This is a genomic window from Vibrio sp. TBV020, assembly GCF_046056895.1.
Taxonomy (GTDB): domain Bacteria; phylum Pseudomonadota; class Gammaproteobacteria; order Enterobacterales; family Vibrionaceae; genus Vibrio.
In genome coordinates, this window is record NZ_JBEEAQ010000003.1 from 3,106,248 (window position 1) to 3,122,609 (window position 16,362).

Consider the following 16,362-nt stretch of genomic DNA (forward strand, 5'->3'; position numbering starts at 1 on the left):
CTATTTCGCTGCATCTCGCAGCTTTTGCGGTAGCTTAAATTCGCCCCTACTTCTTGAAAGCTCTTTAACTATAGGCGCATCCAAGGGACCTTTCACTTCGTAATTCACTTGGGTAAAGACTTCCACAACCGGTGAAATAACCGTAGTAATCGCCAACACATACAGCGCTGTTTGTGGAGTTACCGCAAACGCCGTTAGGACGGGAATACCTGATGTTATATCTGGGGTAAAGTTCACCTCTGCATCCACCGTACGTGTATTTAGGTTGGCCAATCCTTTAATGCTCATCTCACCCGCTACCGCATCCATTTTGATGTCGTTGGTGAGGAAAATGCCGTTTCGAATCGAGCCACTACCAGTGATAGAGTTAAATGCCATGCCTTTATCGAATACATCGGTAAAGTCGAGCTGCATTTTTCGAATGATCGAGTCTAGACTGAAGATACCTAGCAACCTAGCTGCTCCACTCACATCAGAAATCACACCTTTACCTAGCTTGGTTTTGACATCCCCTTTCAAAGTAGACACTCGACCTGACCATGGTGAACCGTCCCACTCAATGTTGGCACTGATATCAAACGGAGCACGCTGAATACCAGACGAAATGCCAAAGCGTTCCATCACATCACTGTTGTTCTCACCCGACATGGTGATATTAAACTTGGTATGGTTCTGCGTTTCGTTGAGCTGCCACCAACCGTCCATGTTGACCTTATTACTGCCACTTTCAAAAGAGAGCTTCTTCCACTCAATCTTTTCACCTTGGCGTTGCAGATCCAGATGCGTTTTTCCGACTCTGTATCCCTGCAACCAAAAATCATCGATGGTTAAGGTGATATTTGGAATCTGTTGATGGAAAGTACGATCAAATGTATCTATCAACGGCTTTTCGGTGTTTTCATTGTCGAACATGGTTTTGTCTTTAAGCTCTTCATCGAGAGCTGGAACATAAACATGTAAGCGTTTTAAAGAGACAGACAAATCATACGGTTCGAGGTAAGTCGCTTCCCCTTTTGCCTCTTGGCTATCTAGGTTCATATACCAACCTAGTCCCTTACGTTTGGCGCTGAAATCCACGTCATTCCAACCAATACTTGCCAGAGTCAACTCTTTAACATCAAGGTCGATTCTCGACGGTAATGGGATTTGTGGCGTATTCATCTGCGCCAAAACTGCAGAAGAATTCGTTTGTTCTTTAGAGGCGAGTTCAATCCAACTATCGAGATTGAAGTTGTCCAAACGCACTTGAGCTTGGTGGCCGGTGATAGGACTGATTTTAAAACTGCCTTTACCAAGTACCAGGTTAGTTGCAGTTAATACCGGTACATCCGGACGAATATCAATTTCAGTTTGATATTTAGCGTTTGGTAACTGGAGTCGCGCAGTAATGCTCTCTTGGTTACCCGAAGCTTGTAAGCGCGCTTTGCCTTTTTCACCCACTTTTTTACCAAGAGGTGCCGGATAGTTACTGCTTACTAACTTAAGGTCTGCAATGGTATCTATTTGATACGTAAAGCCGACATCGTTGAGTTGCAAATCAATATCCGTCTGCCAAGGCGCATGCCCATCTACAGGTTCTAACCAATGGCTACCTAGATATGGTGCTAATGGTCTCGCATCCCAATCACCCACGACATTGATCGCTACCCCATAACCTTGGTCGATGTTCTCACCGTTAAAGTCAATCGAGACAGGCTGAGTAAGTAAGTCTGCCGATAACCCTGCAGCACTCACCACATCATTATCAAACTCGATACGCCCAGAAACAGTTTCGAGAGTCATCGGAGGCGCGTCTATTGTGACATGGTTTTTGCTCAAATCAGCATAACCCCATGCACGTGCTTCTCTATCGGTATCAAATGGAATATTCAGTTGGAAGCTTGATGTAACTGGCCCATCTACCTGAACAGCCGTTAACGCTGCACCTACCGAGTCCACAAGTGGTGAGGCGGTCATGTAGTCACGAACAGCATTACCCTGTGCACTAGCTTGAGCCTCAATCTCAATGTGTCCACCTGGTCCTAGTACCGGAATTCGACCGGTAATTCGTTTAGCGGTCACATCCATTAAAGTAGCGCTATGCGAATCTAAATACATCGCATCATTTTGGAATAGAAGGTCGAGTTGTAAATCTGTTATCGCTGGCCAAGCAGTGTCAAAACTGAATTTTGCTTGCTTCAATCCAACCCAAGCTTGGAACATGCCGTTGTGGTTTTGATAGGGGAAGTCACCTAACTCCCCGAACCAAAGTAGTTTAGCGGTATTGACCCGACCACCTTGGATCGCCGTACTCAGATAATCCGTTAAGTCGCGGCCAAGTGCCAATGTCGGTAGATAACGCCAAGTTTCACCAGCGTTATATAAATCTGCTTCAGCGTAGAAAGATAAGAACGGGCTTCTTTCTTTAGGAAAGTCGAGACGGAAAGCTCCAAGGACTTGAAGATCAGGGGTTGCCGCGGTCACTTTATCTGCCCACAAACTCCAGCCATGCTCTCCATTTTGCCAGACGATATCCACCTGCCCTTGCTTAATATTCAGCGGCGCTTGGAACACTTCACCATAGGGTAAGACATCATCGATTAGGGATACACTTGCTTGTGCTTGCTTCAAGTTCCCTGAAATAGAAGCAGATAGATGATGAACTCCTGGCAGTAGTTCCCACTGTGACATGGTTCCGTCTGAAAGTTCTGCAGAGTATTTAAGGCTATCTAGTCCATCTCCCATAGAAATACGGATATCTTCAACCAAACCACCCAAAGAGAAAGTCTCTAATAATTCCGTGGTCGATTGAGAGTCAGGTGCTAACTTTACCAAAGGAGTTAACGCGGTAATATCCAGTTGAGAAATGTTTAAGCGCCACTGTTCTGGTTGCCAGTCAAACGCCATATCAAGCTCAGGCCAGTCTTGCTCATCCGTTCGTAGTTCAAGTGAGTGAGCATTTACTTGCCAACCATTGTCTTTCGGCTCTAACTCTAAGACGCCAGATTCAATCCATAGCTCATGTCGCCCACCTTCTTGCCAGATTAACTCTGATGACTCTAATTCTAAGTAAGCACTTACTGGCTGGCTTTTCTTAAGCGTCAGCCAGCTATTGAAACTGACTTGTCCCTTTTCAATGCCCGTTTCAGTCTTTAAGTATTTAGTCAGCCAAGGCGTTACGAGTACATTTTGCGCAGAAACGTAAAACTCACCACTGACTTCGGATAGCGAGCCATAATCAACAAAGTTCGCTTTAACCTGTGCAGAGTTAATTTGTGCATTGACTAGGCTGACTTCACCATCAGCAAGGTGATGGCGTCCGTCATTTTGCCACCTCAATTTCGCAATACTTAGCTCACGTTCATTCCCATCAATGCCTAAGAAGTGAATTTGAGAGTCCGCCAACGTGAAACCGTCGAGTTGTCTCAACAGCAACTGGTCTAACTGCTGCATGACCCCTTTCTGCTCACCTTGCGGCTGTAGCTCTGACTTTTCCTCATTAGTCGCCCATTTCACAGACGTAATATCTAAATTAAGTTGATGGATACTTAAATCTGCAACTACAGGCTGACGCTGAATAATGGTTTGAAACAGGTCAATTTCAACCTCGACCGTTTCAGCCGAAAAATGAATACCACTGCTCTCTGGGGTTTGTGCTTTAACGCCCTGTAATGAAATTGAAGGATGGGTATTGCGCCAAAAACCATGAATACCAGAGATCTCAAAGTTCAACCCTGAACCTTGGTTAACCCAAGCTTGAATCTGCGGCTGGAAATGATTGAGCTGAGGGAGTGCAATACGCAGACCCGTTACTGCAATTGCCAAAACAACCAATACAGTAACGGTCAGCCAAAGAAGGAATCGGGTTAGACGAGTAGCAGTCGAAGTCACATACAGCCTTTACATCATTACAACGTCAAACTGCTCTTGAATATAGAGTGGCTCAGCTTGAATCTTCACTTGCTTACCAATAAAGACCTCTAACTCAGCAAGAGCATGAGATTCATCTCCTTGCAAAGTATCGGCTACCGCTGGTGATGCGTAAACGACGAATTTGTCAGCATCGTAAGCACGATTAACACGCGTAACTTCACGTAAGATCTCGTAACACACAGATTCAACGGTCTTCACGCTGCCACGCCCTTCACACGTAGGACAAGTCGAACATAGAATATGCTCGATACTTTCACGTGTGCGCTTACGAGTCATTTCCACTAGGCCAAGTTGAGTAAAGCCATTGATGTTGGTTTTTACGCGATCTTTGTCTAATGCGTTCTCCAGTGAGCTTAATACTCGACTACGATGCTCATCGGCGATCATATCGATAAAATCGATAATGATGATGCCACCTAAGTTACGCAGGCGTAATTGGCGTGCGATAGCCTGAGTCGCTTCAATATTGGTATTAAAAATGGTTTCTTCTAGATTGCGCCTACCAACAAAAGCACCAGTATTGATGTCTACTGTTGTCATCGCTTCTGTCTGATCAATAATCAGGTAGCCACCGGACTTGAGTTCAACTTTGCGCTCTAATGAACGCTGAATCTCATTCTCGGTGTCGTACATATCAAAGATAGGCTTCTCACCTTCGTAGAGCTCCAGTTTTTCCGTCAGCTCGGGTACGTACTCAGAAGTAAATTCCTTAAGGTTTTCAAACTCTAGACGTGAATCAACAAGAATTTTATTGAGCTCAGTGCCAACAAAATCTCGAAGGATACGTTGTGACAGACCTAACTCACCATAAAGAGTTGCACGTGTCTTGTACTTGCTACGGCGTTCAATCACCTTAGACCATAAACGCTTTAAGAAAGCTGCATCTTGGGAAAGTTCTTTTTCATCCGCACCTTCTGCTGCTGTACGAATGATAAAACCGCCGTTTTCATCGCAGTAATGACCAACTACCTTCTTTAGGCGGTTACGTTCTTGCTCACTCTCGATACGCTGTGAGACACCTACATGGCTTGCGCCAGGCATAAAGACTAAGTAACGAGAAGGAAGGGTAATATCTGTGGTTAAACGTGCGCCTTTAGTACCTAGTGGGTCTTTCACCACCTGCACGACAATGTCTTGCCCTTGACGGACGAGCTCGGAAATATCACGAACTTGGAACTGCTGCTTTTCATTATCAGCAACACACTCAGTATGCGGGACAATATCAGACGCATGAAGAAAAGCCGCTTTTTCTAGGCCAATATCAACAAAGGCAGCTTGCATGCCCGGCAGCACTCGGCTGACTTTTCCTTTGTAAATATTGCCAACAATACCGCGTTTAGCTTCACGTTCGACATGGATTTCTTGTAGGGTTCCCCCTTCAATCATGGCCACACGAGTCTCACTCGGGGTCACGTTGATCAGCAACTCTGCACTCATGAGCGCACCTCAAAAATAAAATTATAAAAATTTGTGCAAGAGCTGGTCAGTTTCAAACAATGGTAGGCCAACGACAGCGTGGTAACTGCCCTCAATGCGCGTTACAAAACGTCCACCAATCCCCTGAATTCCATAACTGCCAGCTTTATCGCATGGTTCGCCCGTTTGCCAATATCGTTCTATTTCTTGCTCTGACAGGGTCTTAAACCATACGTCTGTCGATACCACGACAGTTTCTTGAATCTCTTTTGTGGCGACCGTTACTGCGGTCATCACTTGATGCTCTCGTCCTGAAAGCATCAATAACATCTGTTTAGCATGCGCTAAGTCGTCAGGTTTTTCTAACACCTTGTTATCACAAACAACAATCGTGTCAGAGCCTAACACCACTGATTCTGGCTGAAGTTCTACTGCTGCCATCGCCTTATCTTTCGACAAGCGCGAGACATAATTGTATGCAGTCTCACCTTGGTTTTGACTCTCCTCAACGTCGGTCTTCAACACTGAAAATTCAAAACCCAGTTGCGCCAGTAACTCTTTTCTTCTTGGCGAGCCCGAAGCCAAAATCAGTGGTTTAGTCATTATTTATCGCACATGCCAGTGGCGTCTTACTCGACGCATTAATAGGAACATCCAAGGCCATAATATGCAGTTAATTAAACCACTCCACATTGTCACTGGGTTGAACGTCACATCTTGGATAAGGTATTCACCACCGAAAATAAGCACATCGAGAGCAACTGACATCAAACCAATTAGGATAGCCTGCTGCCATAGTGCCATGTTGCGAATAACCAAAAAGTTTAACGCTATTAGATAAATGACGATCGACATCATCATCCCACGGATACCGAGCGTCGATCCTAGAAGTAGGTCCCATAGCAGCCCAAGTATCAGTGCAGTACCAACATTCACTCGATGAGGCAGCGCCAATACCCAATAACATGTCACAAGCAATAGCCAAGATGGGCGCAACATATCAAGTACACCTGGCCAAGGTATTGTTTGTAGTGTCAATGCTACGAGGAAAGAGCCTGCAATGACAAACTTGCCTTTTAGTACACTATTCGCCATTTTTACTTATTCCTCAATAGTTCCAGACAGAGATTGCTGAACTTTTTCCTGACGAGAGTCATTCGGCCAAATCAATAGCAGGTAACGCAAGCGCTCAAAATCAACGACCGGCTCTGCTTCGATCAGGGCAAACTCTCGACTAGTGTCGCGTTCAACTTCAGCCACATGGGCTACTGGGAAGCCTTCAGGGTACACCCCGCCTAGACCAGAAGTCACAAGCAAATCGCCTTCTACGATATCCAAGCTAATTGGGATATGGTCAAGGTTGATACGATCAGACTTACCGGTACCAGAGGCAATAATACGAATATCGTTTCGAATGACTTGGACAGGAATCGCACTCAAGCTATCGGTCAATAAGAGAACTCGGCTATTGTGTGCCGATACGAACGTCACTTGCCCAACAATACCTTTCTCGTTAGCGACAGGTTGGCCAACATAAACGCCATCTATTTGGCCTTTATCAATCACAACTTGGTGACGATATGGAGAGGTATCAACTGCCATTACTTCAGTAACGACTTTGCGCTCATCACGAATAAATGATGAACCCAATAGCTTTCTTAGGCGCTGATTCTCTTCTCGATATTGGTCGAGCAGGAGCAGGTCATTTTTAAGACGCAGCACTTCGCGTTTTAGGCTATGAGTACTTTCCATATAATCCTGACGGATATTGAAGCGTTCATAAGCACCATCAAACATGACTCTTGGCACGTCTGCTAAATATTGGATAGGAGCGACCATGCTATTGAGTAAATAACGTACTTGAGCAAATGCGCCTAAACGACTATCAGCCAGCATAAGGCTGGCTGATAGAATGACGGCAAAAAACAGACGTAGCTGAAGTGAAGGTCCCTGGCCAAAAATAGGCTTCATGAATAGTGAGATCCTTGTATCTTGCCAACCTCAGCACAATACTGAGGCCGCATCGATTATTCTTCGCTAAAGAGATCGCCACCGTGCATGTCGATCATTTCTAAAGCTTTACCGCCGCCACGTGCAACACAAGTAAGTGGATCTTCTGCGATTACCACTGGAATACCTGTCTCTTCCGTTAGAAGACGATCAAGATCTTTCAATAGTGCACCACCACCGGTTAGAACCATACCATTTTCAGAGATGTCTGAAGCCAATTCTGGTGGACACTGTTCTAGTGCAACCATTACAGCAGATACAATACCCGTTAGTGGCTCTTGAAGTGCTTCTAGGATTTCATTTGAGTTTAGACAGAAGCTACGTGGTACACCTTCAGCAAGGTTGCGACCGCGAACTTCGATCTCTTCTACATCGTCACCTGGATATGCAGAACCAATCTCATGTTTGATTTTTTCAGCCGTTGCTTCACCGATCAAACTACCGTAGTTACGACGCACGTAGTTGATAATTGCTTCATCAAAGCGGTCACCGCCGATACGTACTGAAGAAGAGTAAACCACACCATTTAGCGAGATAACTGCAACTTCTGTTGTACCACCACCAATATCAACGACCATTGAACCTGTTGGTTCTGATACACGTAGACCAGCACCGATTGCCGCCGCCATTGGCTCGTCAATTAGGTAAACTTCACGTGCACCCGCACCAAGCGCAGACTCACGAATAGCACGACGCTCAACCTGAGTCGAACCACAAGGTACACATACCAGTACACGAGGACTTGGTTTTAGTACGCTATTGTCATGAACTTGCTTGATAAAGTGCTGAAGCATCTTTTCTGTCACGTAGAAGTCAGCGATAACGCCATCTTTCATAGGACGGATTGCAGAGATGTTTCCTGGTGTACGACCCAACATTTGTTTTGCAGCATGACCAACTGCGGCAACGCTTTTACCCGCACGATTGCGGTCTTGGCGAATTGCGACTACTGAAGGCTCGTCTAGAACAATACCCTGTCCTTTAACGTAGATAAGAGTGTTGGCAGTACCTAAATCGATAGATAGGTCATTTGAAAATATGCCACGAAGTTTTTTGAACATATTCTTCGCTCGTCCTGAAAGAATTAGAAGATAGAAAATTGCACTAAATGTACCAATGCCTTGCCGTCACAGCAAGGCATTGAAGTGTAAACATGGGCTGAAACCCGCAATTTCTAACATATTCCTTACTTAAGGCCAGAATTTGCAATTATTATTGGCCAATTAGATTACGTTCACCTCTGAAGATCACTCGATCATTACCACGGAAAATACCAAATGTGACCACACTCGATGGATCTTCTTCAACCGCAGGGGTAACCCCTGTTTCAATATCCCAGTTATAGCGTAGCCAAGGCATATCATTGGCACCGCTATCAAGCTCGAGCCACATCTGCGTTTTCTGACGAACCTGAGTGGAATGAGTAACAGTAATACCATCTGACTCTCCACCCACCACGGTTCCAGTCCCGTTAAGCGTCAAGGTATCTGCAGTTTGATTTTCCTCAACCCAAATATCTACATTCGCTGAAGAGTCATTAACTGATTCAACAACCGTCATTGAGTCATCATCATTGGCAACAAACCTATCACCATTCCAAAACTCAACGCGCAGCGGAATCGTAAGCGTACTATTCACTGTACCACCCACACTATCCAGAACGACACGGCCGAAACGAAGTACAGGCTGAGAATCTAGTTGATCGCCGTTGTCCCAAAACTCTACTGGGTCAGGACCACTTTCTAGTGCAATACGAATATCTGTTGATTCACTTCCAGCTCCATCATTAAATGGCCCATCTTCATAGCCAATAGCAGTATCTGCCTTACTCCAGCACAAACTGTTAGCATTGCCATCACTACAGTGGCCGGTTGGCGTGGCAGAGAAAGTACCTATACTTTCTCCTGTCCCCGCCCAAGACGCATTGCCAAAGTCAGGGAACAACAACCTATTTGGCATCACATTGTCATAAAGGTTGAAGCGAGCTTGAACTGCTGGCGCAAAGTGCTGGTAGTTCTCAACCCCTTGTGGCGTAGTTAAACCTGACGAAGAGAGAGCTTCAACATCAAAACTCACTTGGTCAAAGTTCTGATTCATGTAATTGAAAGCCGTTTGAGCACCAAAGTAGTCCCAATCTTCACCCACGACTTGAAAATAGCGTGGATAGAATCGACCAAGCTCTCTCGCTCCGGGATCAATCCCTCCTTCAATCGCGTCATAGAATGTATTACTTGACTGAGCCTGGAAATGAAAACTTCCCACCTCTGTTACCGATATATTGGTAAATTCAAGCTCGGTTGTTGTGCTGTGGTTTTCAATTGCATCACCACCACTCATTTCACCAGCAGTACCGTTACTTGGCGTTGCAAGACTATGCTCCAACTCAACAGGAGCATTGATCGCGGAGTCATCCACATAGAAGTTTTCTGTCGTCGCTAAACCACAGAATGGAGAATTAGATAGCTTTTGTAATAAACGCAATGGGCCAGTTTGACCATTACTGTCAACATTTATGTCTAAAGCAGCACTCCAAACAACAGGTTTTACATTAAGAGAGAATGTCTCGCGGGCAGGCATAAAACCAAATCCACCAGAACTATCACCATCAGTACCATTAGTACTTGGAGGAGGACAAACTGCAAATGTCCAAGGTCGAGATTTAACCTCTTTCGTGCCTGTATATTCTTTACACTTCTCACCACCATCTTCATCGGTAATACATTGTTTATCACTAAGAGTGAATGTTACCTGGCCAGCTTCTGCGTATTTAATTTCAGTATTCGCTACCACTTTCCCACTCTCAGAAACGAAAGTCAGATCAAGAGGTGTGATGCCTGCGCTTGGAGAGCTGACCCAGTTACCATCTTTATCGAGTATTTCAATTGATGCTGAATTCAAAGGAGTACTTGGATAAATATAAGAAATATTCGATAAAGACACTTCCGAATCACCCAAGTAGCTAGTATCTGAGATAGGTGTTCCCCCTGCATCACATTCTAGTGGGGAGATAGTGATAGCTTGTGAACGACCTGCAATTAGGTTTAAAGGGGTTGGCAAAATTTCAAAACGTTCCGGAACAAACTGATAATTAACAGTATTAGATACATAGTCTTGCCCGGTGATCGTGATACTAGCCATTGCGTCTATTGCTTGGACAACATTAGAGCTAACAGAGAATGTTGCCACACCAGATTGAGCGGTCGCTGTATCAAGCGTATTTCCATTTGATGACAAAGTCACTGTGCCGTTAAACGAAGTGTCAATGACCTTATTGTTGTATACCTTTGCAGTCGCTGTGATCGCCTCACAGGTTAAAGCAATATCGATTTCCGGAGACATAACGACTTCATAGTCCGACGTTTCAACCGGACAGCTCAGATCATTATTAATGATTTTTCCATCTGGTTTTAAAGTGACATCCATGGCTGTCACACGTCCGTTGATGACACCTTGACCGCTAGACACTTCGACGGTTCCTCTACTAAACACGTCTGCAGTTAAACTATGTTTTACCACTACAGATGCAGAAGAAGAGCCTTTGTTCTCTGCCCAAAGTCTCATCGAGTAGCCATTATTATTAAACCTTGCACCACCATTCAGGGTGAAAGTGTTGACGATTAATGTTGTGTCTTTCGAAAGCGTGATTGAGCCACTACCAGTCACAATTAAGTGCTCAATATAGTAAAGGTCATCCGTTAATGTTATGCGGCCGTCACCACCAGTTGAAACTGTATTATAGGTTCCACCTGCTAAATTATGGCTACCACTACCAGCGGTGAAGTCATTCCCTGTCGTCCAATCAACAGAAACTACATCAGGTTCAGATACATATAGATTATCAGACTCGATACATCTTCCACCGTCACACTGCTTAAAGCTGTTCGGATCTGTCGGATTGTTGGGGTTGCTTGGATCTAAACGAATACCGACCGCACCTGAACGGTTATATGTCCCATTGATTTGAATTCCCGTCGTAGTTGATGTCCAGGTTAACTCACTTGAATGATCCCAAGATTGAACTGCAAATGGCGTGACACTACAAACAGGAGGAAGCTCAATGGTATTCTTCTGAAATGCTAAATATCCCCCTAGTTCAGGGATATGACTACGTTCATACCGGTCTTCATCCATTGCAAAAGTGGCTTCATTGCCATTAATTTCACATCGACGTATCCAGCCACCATCGCTACCTAAACGTTGTTGTTTGTTACCAATAATACCCGTTATTTCAGTCAACGCAGTGGTCGCTTTCGAGTTTCTGCAGCCATCAAGAAGAGAACTGTATGTGCCCGATTGCCTCACGATATCGAAGTGCTCAAATTGAATGAAACTATTCTTACTCGCCAATTTCCCTGATGGTTCAGCTGCCAGGAATGCTAACCTTTCGATTTGATTATTAAAATTAGGGTTTCCTGTCGCAGAGAGTTCGATAAACAGCCTAACTTCATTGAACTGATTCCCTTGATGTCGGCGACCTGATGTCATCCAAGCTTGAGAGTTGGCATTAGTTTGTATTTGATGGAGTACGACTGGAGTCGAATTAAACCCTTCACCACCGAACCGGGAATAAGGAACAATAGCTTCGTTAACACTACCTCTCCTACGAATCGCTGCATTAGTATCGACATAACCAGCAACCAGTTTGTGACCATCAATTTCTACTGTTCCGGGCTCAATAATAAAGTAGCTAATTTCTGTCATCGGAACTTCTTGGTACGAAAAGCGCAAGTCAGGTTGGCTATCTTGGTCTATCCATACACTGGACGAGTTTTCATCAATTGACGAAGTTATCTGCAATCGAGAAGGTGCATCATAATCGGGGTCGGTTGTTCTGACTGTTGGCATGACGAAGACTAGAGGTGCTATCTCATAATCTTCGAGAAACTCAATTTCACAAGGCATCCCAGTACACTGTTTTACACCAAATTCATATTTAGCATTAGTCGAATAAATCGGTGACTCGTGGTCGCAATTCGCTGGAAGCTGCGTATTTAAGATCGAGTCATCCTTCAAGTGTACTTTTTTACCCGTTATGGTACCTGTAAAATAAACATCGTCTTCTAAATCAACATGATCATCAGAAACAATGTGTGCGTAAGCATAATTTTCCGTTTCAATTTTAATATGAGACTTATCTGTACCTACTAGAAAGAATTCATTGCCACTGTTGCCTCTGTTGTAACGAATGAAGGAGTCATCTTTCATTTTGAACTTATCAACATAGAGAATGACGTCGCCAGATACTCTTAGACTTGAATCATCCTTTAATTCTATTTCTTTTGTTGTAAAGTAAGTCCCACTCGGAATGACAATACTGTCGTGATTATCTAGCTTGATCTTGTTACCAGAAACAAAGTTCGGAACACCGGGTAATGACTCAATATTGGTAGCACTGTTTGGAATCGCAAAATTAGGTGATTGAGCCAGAATTTTTGAACTATCGGCAGAGCAAGCATTTCGTCCACAAGACTCATCATGATTTTTCTTTATTGAACTAAAGCCAACCCCTGCTGAATTGCGAATGTAGCCATCATCTTTAAATTCAACCTCGCCACCACTGCCACTCCACGTTTGCACACTGGCACTCGGACAAACCCCACCAGGAAAAAGTTCAGCATGAGCACTAACACTCAATAGAGAAAGAGTCACTGCGCCAACTAGTTTTCGAAACATGTTCATTACTCCCTCAACCACACTTGCTGACTACGCTGTACTTCATGAATACCCGTTCCGCAACTCACCGTTGATTCCAAAATATAGAAGGTTTGAGCATCTAGCTCACCTCTATCATCACACTCTAGTGCTTGTAACTGACAATTAGCAGTCGCGCTTGTCATCAATTCGCTTTCAATAAAAGTTCTTATATCCCCGCCCAAATCTAAGCGATTACTAGTACATACTGCACCGACATCGTCCGTATTTTGATCAGGATACATAATGGTCAAGACATACTCATTTGCTGAATGGCTCAATAGCCAAGCTTGAGTACCTAAAATACTTCGTGTCGTCGAATCGCGGCTAGACCAACTGGTGAGATTCAAGCTTGTCGCAAGGTAACCCATCACCAAAATGACGAAGATAACAATGATCAGCATACTGCCATTTTGCTTTGATTTACGGGACATTGATCACCTGTATATCTTGATTATAGGTGGAAGATTCACCATTCATTTCAAACGTTAAAGTAACATTTACAATACCGCTATTTTGAACCGTTGCAGGTTGATAAGTGAGTGTATTACCTGTTGCTGCCAGTTTATCTGTAATCAATGTTCCGTTACGGGTAACCGTTGGTCCATTGATGCAATATGTCGCCATCTCATTCTCATTGAAAACAAAATGACGATTACTCACAGAGTTTCCGACGAGATCTAATGCGCCACTGGTTAAGCTAAATACGTTGTCATCAATACTTTCAGCGTCCACAGTCTGAAAAGCATTTTCTAGGTCGTTTAGATTAACCGTTGTTCGAGTTGGATTAATCACCAGCCACTGTGTATTGGCAGCACCACTTACTGAGTCTGTATCGCTCACTATAAAGTTGATATCTGCACCAGAAACGGCATAAAAACCAGAATCTAAAATTGGATAAAACGACACGCAGTTGCTGTTATCATCGACAAACATATTAGGGACAGCATGACGAATTTCACGCGACATTTTCTCTAATACGAATGTGGCCTCTGTTTGTAACCTATAGCGCTCTACCGAACCAAAATAACCAGTCACACCTATATTGGTGAAGTTTGCGATACCAAGTAACAATATTCCTGACACGATTAAAGCCAGCACCATTTCAATCAGAGTAAAACCTTTGACTTTCACTAGTACTCTCCTCTAAACCCTGTGAACGTCACTGGAGACTGGCTGCTTGCTGTTATATTCAAAGTAATTTGTTGTAAGTTTGCAGCTCCGCTTGCAGGGTTAATATCTATCTCGAGTTCAAAGTTTGCATAGTCAGGACCTAAATTTGCCACAATATCATCAGCCGCGCTGGCAAGAGAGGTGACGTTGGTATCAATAGACAACATCTCAGTCATCACACTTTGTCCAAGGGCCGCGCTTCGAGAAAAGTAATGATATTCCCCTGACTGTGATAATTGCGGAGCGAGAAAAGATGAAAAGGTCACTACAGCAAGACCAAGAATAATGGTCACTATGACAGCTTCAAATAAGGTAAATCCCCCGACGTTTTTTCTCATCAGATGCACCCCGAGTTTTGTGGGAAGACAAAACCTGCACTATTAATACAGACCCAAGAGCTATTATTACCATCGAGTGTTGAAATTCGAATATCAACATTGCCGCCTTCGACTATGGCACTGGTTGGGTTACCAAATAAGTCAAAGCTTACCCGGTTATTATTTGCGGTTATGGTGAACTGATAACTCTCAGTAAGAATAACATCGCTTCTTTGTTCTGCTCGATTGAGTGTCAGCCCACAGGCTTCAACAGAGCCTAGGCAGTTGGTTGTTGTACCATCAATAGTTTGTGTCGCTAAAATAAAGTTCTGATTGGTATTTTCACCATTATATTGCATACGATTCACTTGAATTTGTCGTACCAATGCCATGGTTTGATCTTGCAAGGCATATAACTCGTAGTCTTGGCGTCCGGAAAAGCGTGTAGCTGCCACTAACGACACGATGGCCAATAACAGAATAACAACGACTAACTCAGTAAGAGTAAAGCCCTGATGAGAAGAGATAGGCTTTGCTTCCATGAAACACCTAAGTGATTAATTTTTCTACTTATACAGTATAAAAGAGAAAATAAAAGAAAGGGAAGCTTTTGCGACAGTTTGAGAAGGATTTAGAAATTGATTTGAACAGATAAAGAAAAGGCCAGCGAGGGCTGGCCTTTTGATGTACATAGTAAATTTGCTCTAACAACCAGAGACATCTGTTACAGCAGCAACAGCCGCTTCGTTAGTTTCAGTTCCGCTTGCTTGTGTGTAAGTCACATAACAGTTTGTAGCCGTTATGTCAGTATCGTCAGTAAGAGTAGCGTCTCGGAAAGTCACTACAATAGATGCTGGTGTTGCGCCAGAAACAACTGCACTACTCCAATCATTAGTAAAACCGACAACAGCTTCACCGATACCATCATTTGATGCAGTCGGGTAGCCAAAAATAGTCTCTATATTGTCTACATCGACAGCTACAGTTGAGGTTTCTTCCCCTTCAATAGCTGCCTTACCATAAACAATACCAGCCGCGCCATCAATAGCACCTTTTAGGCCTTGCAAAGATGCTTGACGAGCATCTTGTTGTAGATTCAAGAAACGAGGTGCTGCAGTTACTGCAAGAATACCTAGAATAACAATTACCACCACTAGTTCGATTAGGGTGAAACCGCCTTGTCTTTTCATAGTTTAACTCTCTCTATGGATAATATTTGCAGCACTACTGCAAAGTTACGGTCACACGACCAGTCTCAATTTCATACACGAACTGATGGTTGCTATTGCCTTCTTGTTGTACATAAGTACATGTAGAAGCGCCATTATCAGCTTGCGCAGAATATTTAAAATTCGAATCAGACTCAGCCTCAGCGACTGTTCCAACTCGAGGAGGATTCTGTAGTAAGTTTTCCATCAGATCAATACAGGCATCGTCGTCTAGGCTTGTAGGAAAACTACTATTATCGGTATTGATGCCATAAGGGTAGCCATCACGGAAATCACCACCTGTTTGATCAGAGCTTGTTAGCCAAAAATCAACACCATCATAATTAACTGTATTACGCACTGTTGTGTTGATTGTCACAGATGGTCTAGCTTCTGCTTCCCATTGGGCTCGCGCAGACAGCACACCAGTAGCATAGCCACCAGCCACACCTTCAATACTGGCTTTCTTAGCTTCATCTGTTACATCTAAAAAGCGAGGCAACGCCGCTACTGCTAATAAGCCTACTACGACAATAACGACCACTAGCTCAACTAAAGAAAAACCAGATTGTTTGTTAAACATAATAATCACTACTCACTATTTAGAACACCGTATTATACGGAAAATATACAAT

General features: G+C 43.8%; 13 protein-coding genes. All 13 read right to left on the minus strand.

Going from position 1 to position 16,362, the window contains the following annotated elements; genetic code table 11:
• The 13 genes from AAFX28_RS22220 to AAFX28_RS22280 all read right to left on the minus strand — a co-directional run bounded on the left by AAFX28_RS22220 (window position 1) and on the right by AAFX28_RS22280 (window position 16,310).
• Complete coding sequence (locus tag AAFX28_RS22220) at window positions 1-3,870, minus strand: YhdP family protein (protein ID WP_408690693.1); 3,870 nt, start codon at window positions 3,868-3,870, stop codon at window positions 1-3.
• A gap of 9 nt (window positions 3,871-3,879) precedes the next feature.
• Complete coding sequence (gene rng / locus AAFX28_RS22225; RefSeq protein WP_408690694.1) at window positions 3,880-5,349, minus strand: ribonuclease G; 1,470 nt, start codon at window positions 5,347-5,349, stop codon at window positions 3,880-3,882.
• Between the two features lie 21 nt (window positions 5,350-5,370).
• Window positions 5,371-5,931, minus strand: a complete 561-nt coding sequence (locus AAFX28_RS22230; protein WP_408690695.1) for a Maf family protein — start codon at window positions 5,929-5,931, stop codon at window positions 5,371-5,373.
• Between the two features lie 3 nt (window positions 5,932-5,934).
• Complete coding sequence (gene mreD, locus AAFX28_RS22235; protein WP_408690696.1) at window positions 5,935-6,423, minus strand: rod shape-determining protein MreD; 489 nt, start codon at window positions 6,421-6,423, stop codon at window positions 5,935-5,937.
• A gap of 6 nt (window positions 6,424-6,429) precedes the next feature.
• Window positions 6,430-7,299: a rod shape-determining protein MreC gene (mreC, locus tag AAFX28_RS22240; RefSeq protein ID WP_408690697.1), complete on the minus strand. Its 870-nt coding sequence runs from the start codon at window positions 7,297-7,299 to the stop codon at window positions 6,430-6,432.
• Between the two features lie 56 nt (window positions 7,300-7,355).
• The gene (locus AAFX28_RS22245; RefSeq protein WP_004415753.1) at window positions 7,356-8,399 is read right to left on the minus strand and encodes a rod shape-determining protein; all 1,044 of its coding nucleotides are present in this window, start codon (window positions 8,397-8,399) and stop codon (window positions 7,356-7,358) included.
• Between the two features lie 151 nt (window positions 8,400-8,550).
• Window positions 8,551-13,011 carry a DUF6701 domain-containing protein gene (locus AAFX28_RS22250; protein WP_408690698.1) on the minus strand — a complete coding sequence of 1,487 codons (4,461 nt, stop codon included), beginning with the start codon at window positions 13,009-13,011 and terminating at the stop codon, window positions 8,551-8,553.
• Window positions 13,012-13,016: 5 nt separating this feature from the next.
• The gene (locus AAFX28_RS22255) at window positions 13,017-13,463 is read right to left on the minus strand and encodes an MSHA biogenesis protein MshP (RefSeq protein WP_408690699.1); all 447 of its coding nucleotides are present in this window, start codon (window positions 13,461-13,463) and stop codon (window positions 13,017-13,019) included.
• Window positions 13,453-14,163: a type II secretion system protein J gene (locus AAFX28_RS22260; protein ID WP_408690700.1), complete on the minus strand. Its 711-nt coding sequence runs from the start codon at window positions 14,161-14,163 to the stop codon at window positions 13,453-13,455. The genes AAFX28_RS22255 and AAFX28_RS22260 overlap by 11 nt, the downstream gene beginning before the upstream one ends.
• Window positions 14,163-14,540 (minus strand): MSHA biogenesis protein MshD, encoded by a 378-nt coding sequence (locus AAFX28_RS22265; protein WP_408690701.1) that lies wholly within the window; start codon window positions 14,538-14,540, stop codon window positions 14,163-14,165. Before AAFX28_RS22265 ends, AAFX28_RS22260 begins: the two co-directional genes overlap by 1 nt.
• Window positions 14,540-15,061, minus strand: coding sequence for a type II secretion system protein (locus AAFX28_RS22270; RefSeq protein ID WP_408690702.1), 522 nt, complete (start codon window positions 15,059-15,061; stop codon window positions 14,540-14,542). Before AAFX28_RS22270 ends, AAFX28_RS22265 begins: the two co-directional genes overlap by 1 nt.
• Window positions 15,062-15,223: 162 nt before the next feature.
• Window positions 15,224-15,709 (minus strand): type II secretion system protein, encoded by a 486-nt coding sequence (locus AAFX28_RS22275; RefSeq protein ID WP_408690703.1) that lies wholly within the window; start codon window positions 15,707-15,709, stop codon window positions 15,224-15,226.
• A 34-nt stretch (window positions 15,710-15,743) separates the two neighbouring features.
• The gene (locus AAFX28_RS22280; RefSeq protein WP_408690704.1) at window positions 15,744-16,310 is read right to left on the minus strand and encodes a prepilin-type N-terminal cleavage/methylation domain-containing protein; all 567 of its coding nucleotides are present in this window, start codon (window positions 16,308-16,310) and stop codon (window positions 15,744-15,746) included.
• Window positions 16,311-16,362 lie beyond the last annotated feature (52 nt).

Excerpts from the sequence above, each read along its gene's own strand:
- rng (WP_408690694.1), bottom strand. The coding sequence starts at position 5,349 with ATGAGTGCAGAGTTGCTGATCAACGTGACCCCGAGTGAGACTCGTGTG.
- AAFX28_RS22230 (WP_408690695.1), bottom strand. The coding sequence starts at position 5,931 with ATGACTAAACCACTGATTTTGGCTTCGGGCTCGCCAAGAAGAAAAGAG.
- mreD (WP_408690696.1), bottom strand. The coding sequence starts at position 6,423 with ATGGCGAATAGTGTACTAAAAGGCAAGTTTGTCATTGCAGGCTCTTTC.
- mreC (WP_408690697.1), bottom strand. The coding sequence starts at position 7,299 with ATGAAGCCTATTTTTGGCCAGGGACCTTCACTTCAGCTACGTCTGTTT.
- AAFX28_RS22245 (WP_004415753.1), bottom strand. The coding sequence starts at position 8,399 with ATGTTCAAAAAACTTCGTGGCATATTTTCAAATGACCTATCTATCGAT.
- AAFX28_RS22250 (WP_408690698.1), bottom strand. The coding sequence starts at position 13,011 with ATGTTTCGAAAACTAGTTGGCGCAGTGACTCTTTCTCTATTGAGTGTT.
- AAFX28_RS22255 (WP_408690699.1), bottom strand. The coding sequence starts at position 13,463 with ATGTCCCGTAAATCAAAGCAAAATGGCAGTATGCTGATCATTGTTATC.
- AAFX28_RS22265 (WP_408690701.1), bottom strand. The coding sequence starts at position 14,540 with ATGAGAAAAAACGTCGGGGGATTTACCTTATTTGAAGCTGTCATAGTG.
- AAFX28_RS22270 (WP_408690702.1), bottom strand. The coding sequence starts at position 15,061 with ATGGAAGCAAAGCCTATCTCTTCTCATCAGGGCTTTACTCTTACTGAG.
- AAFX28_RS22275 (WP_408690703.1), bottom strand. The coding sequence starts at position 15,709 with ATGAAAAGACAAGGCGGTTTCACCCTAATCGAACTAGTGGTGGTAATT.
- AAFX28_RS22280 (WP_408690704.1), bottom strand. The coding sequence starts at position 16,310 with ATGTTTAACAAACAATCTGGTTTTTCTTTAGTTGAGCTAGTGGTCGTT.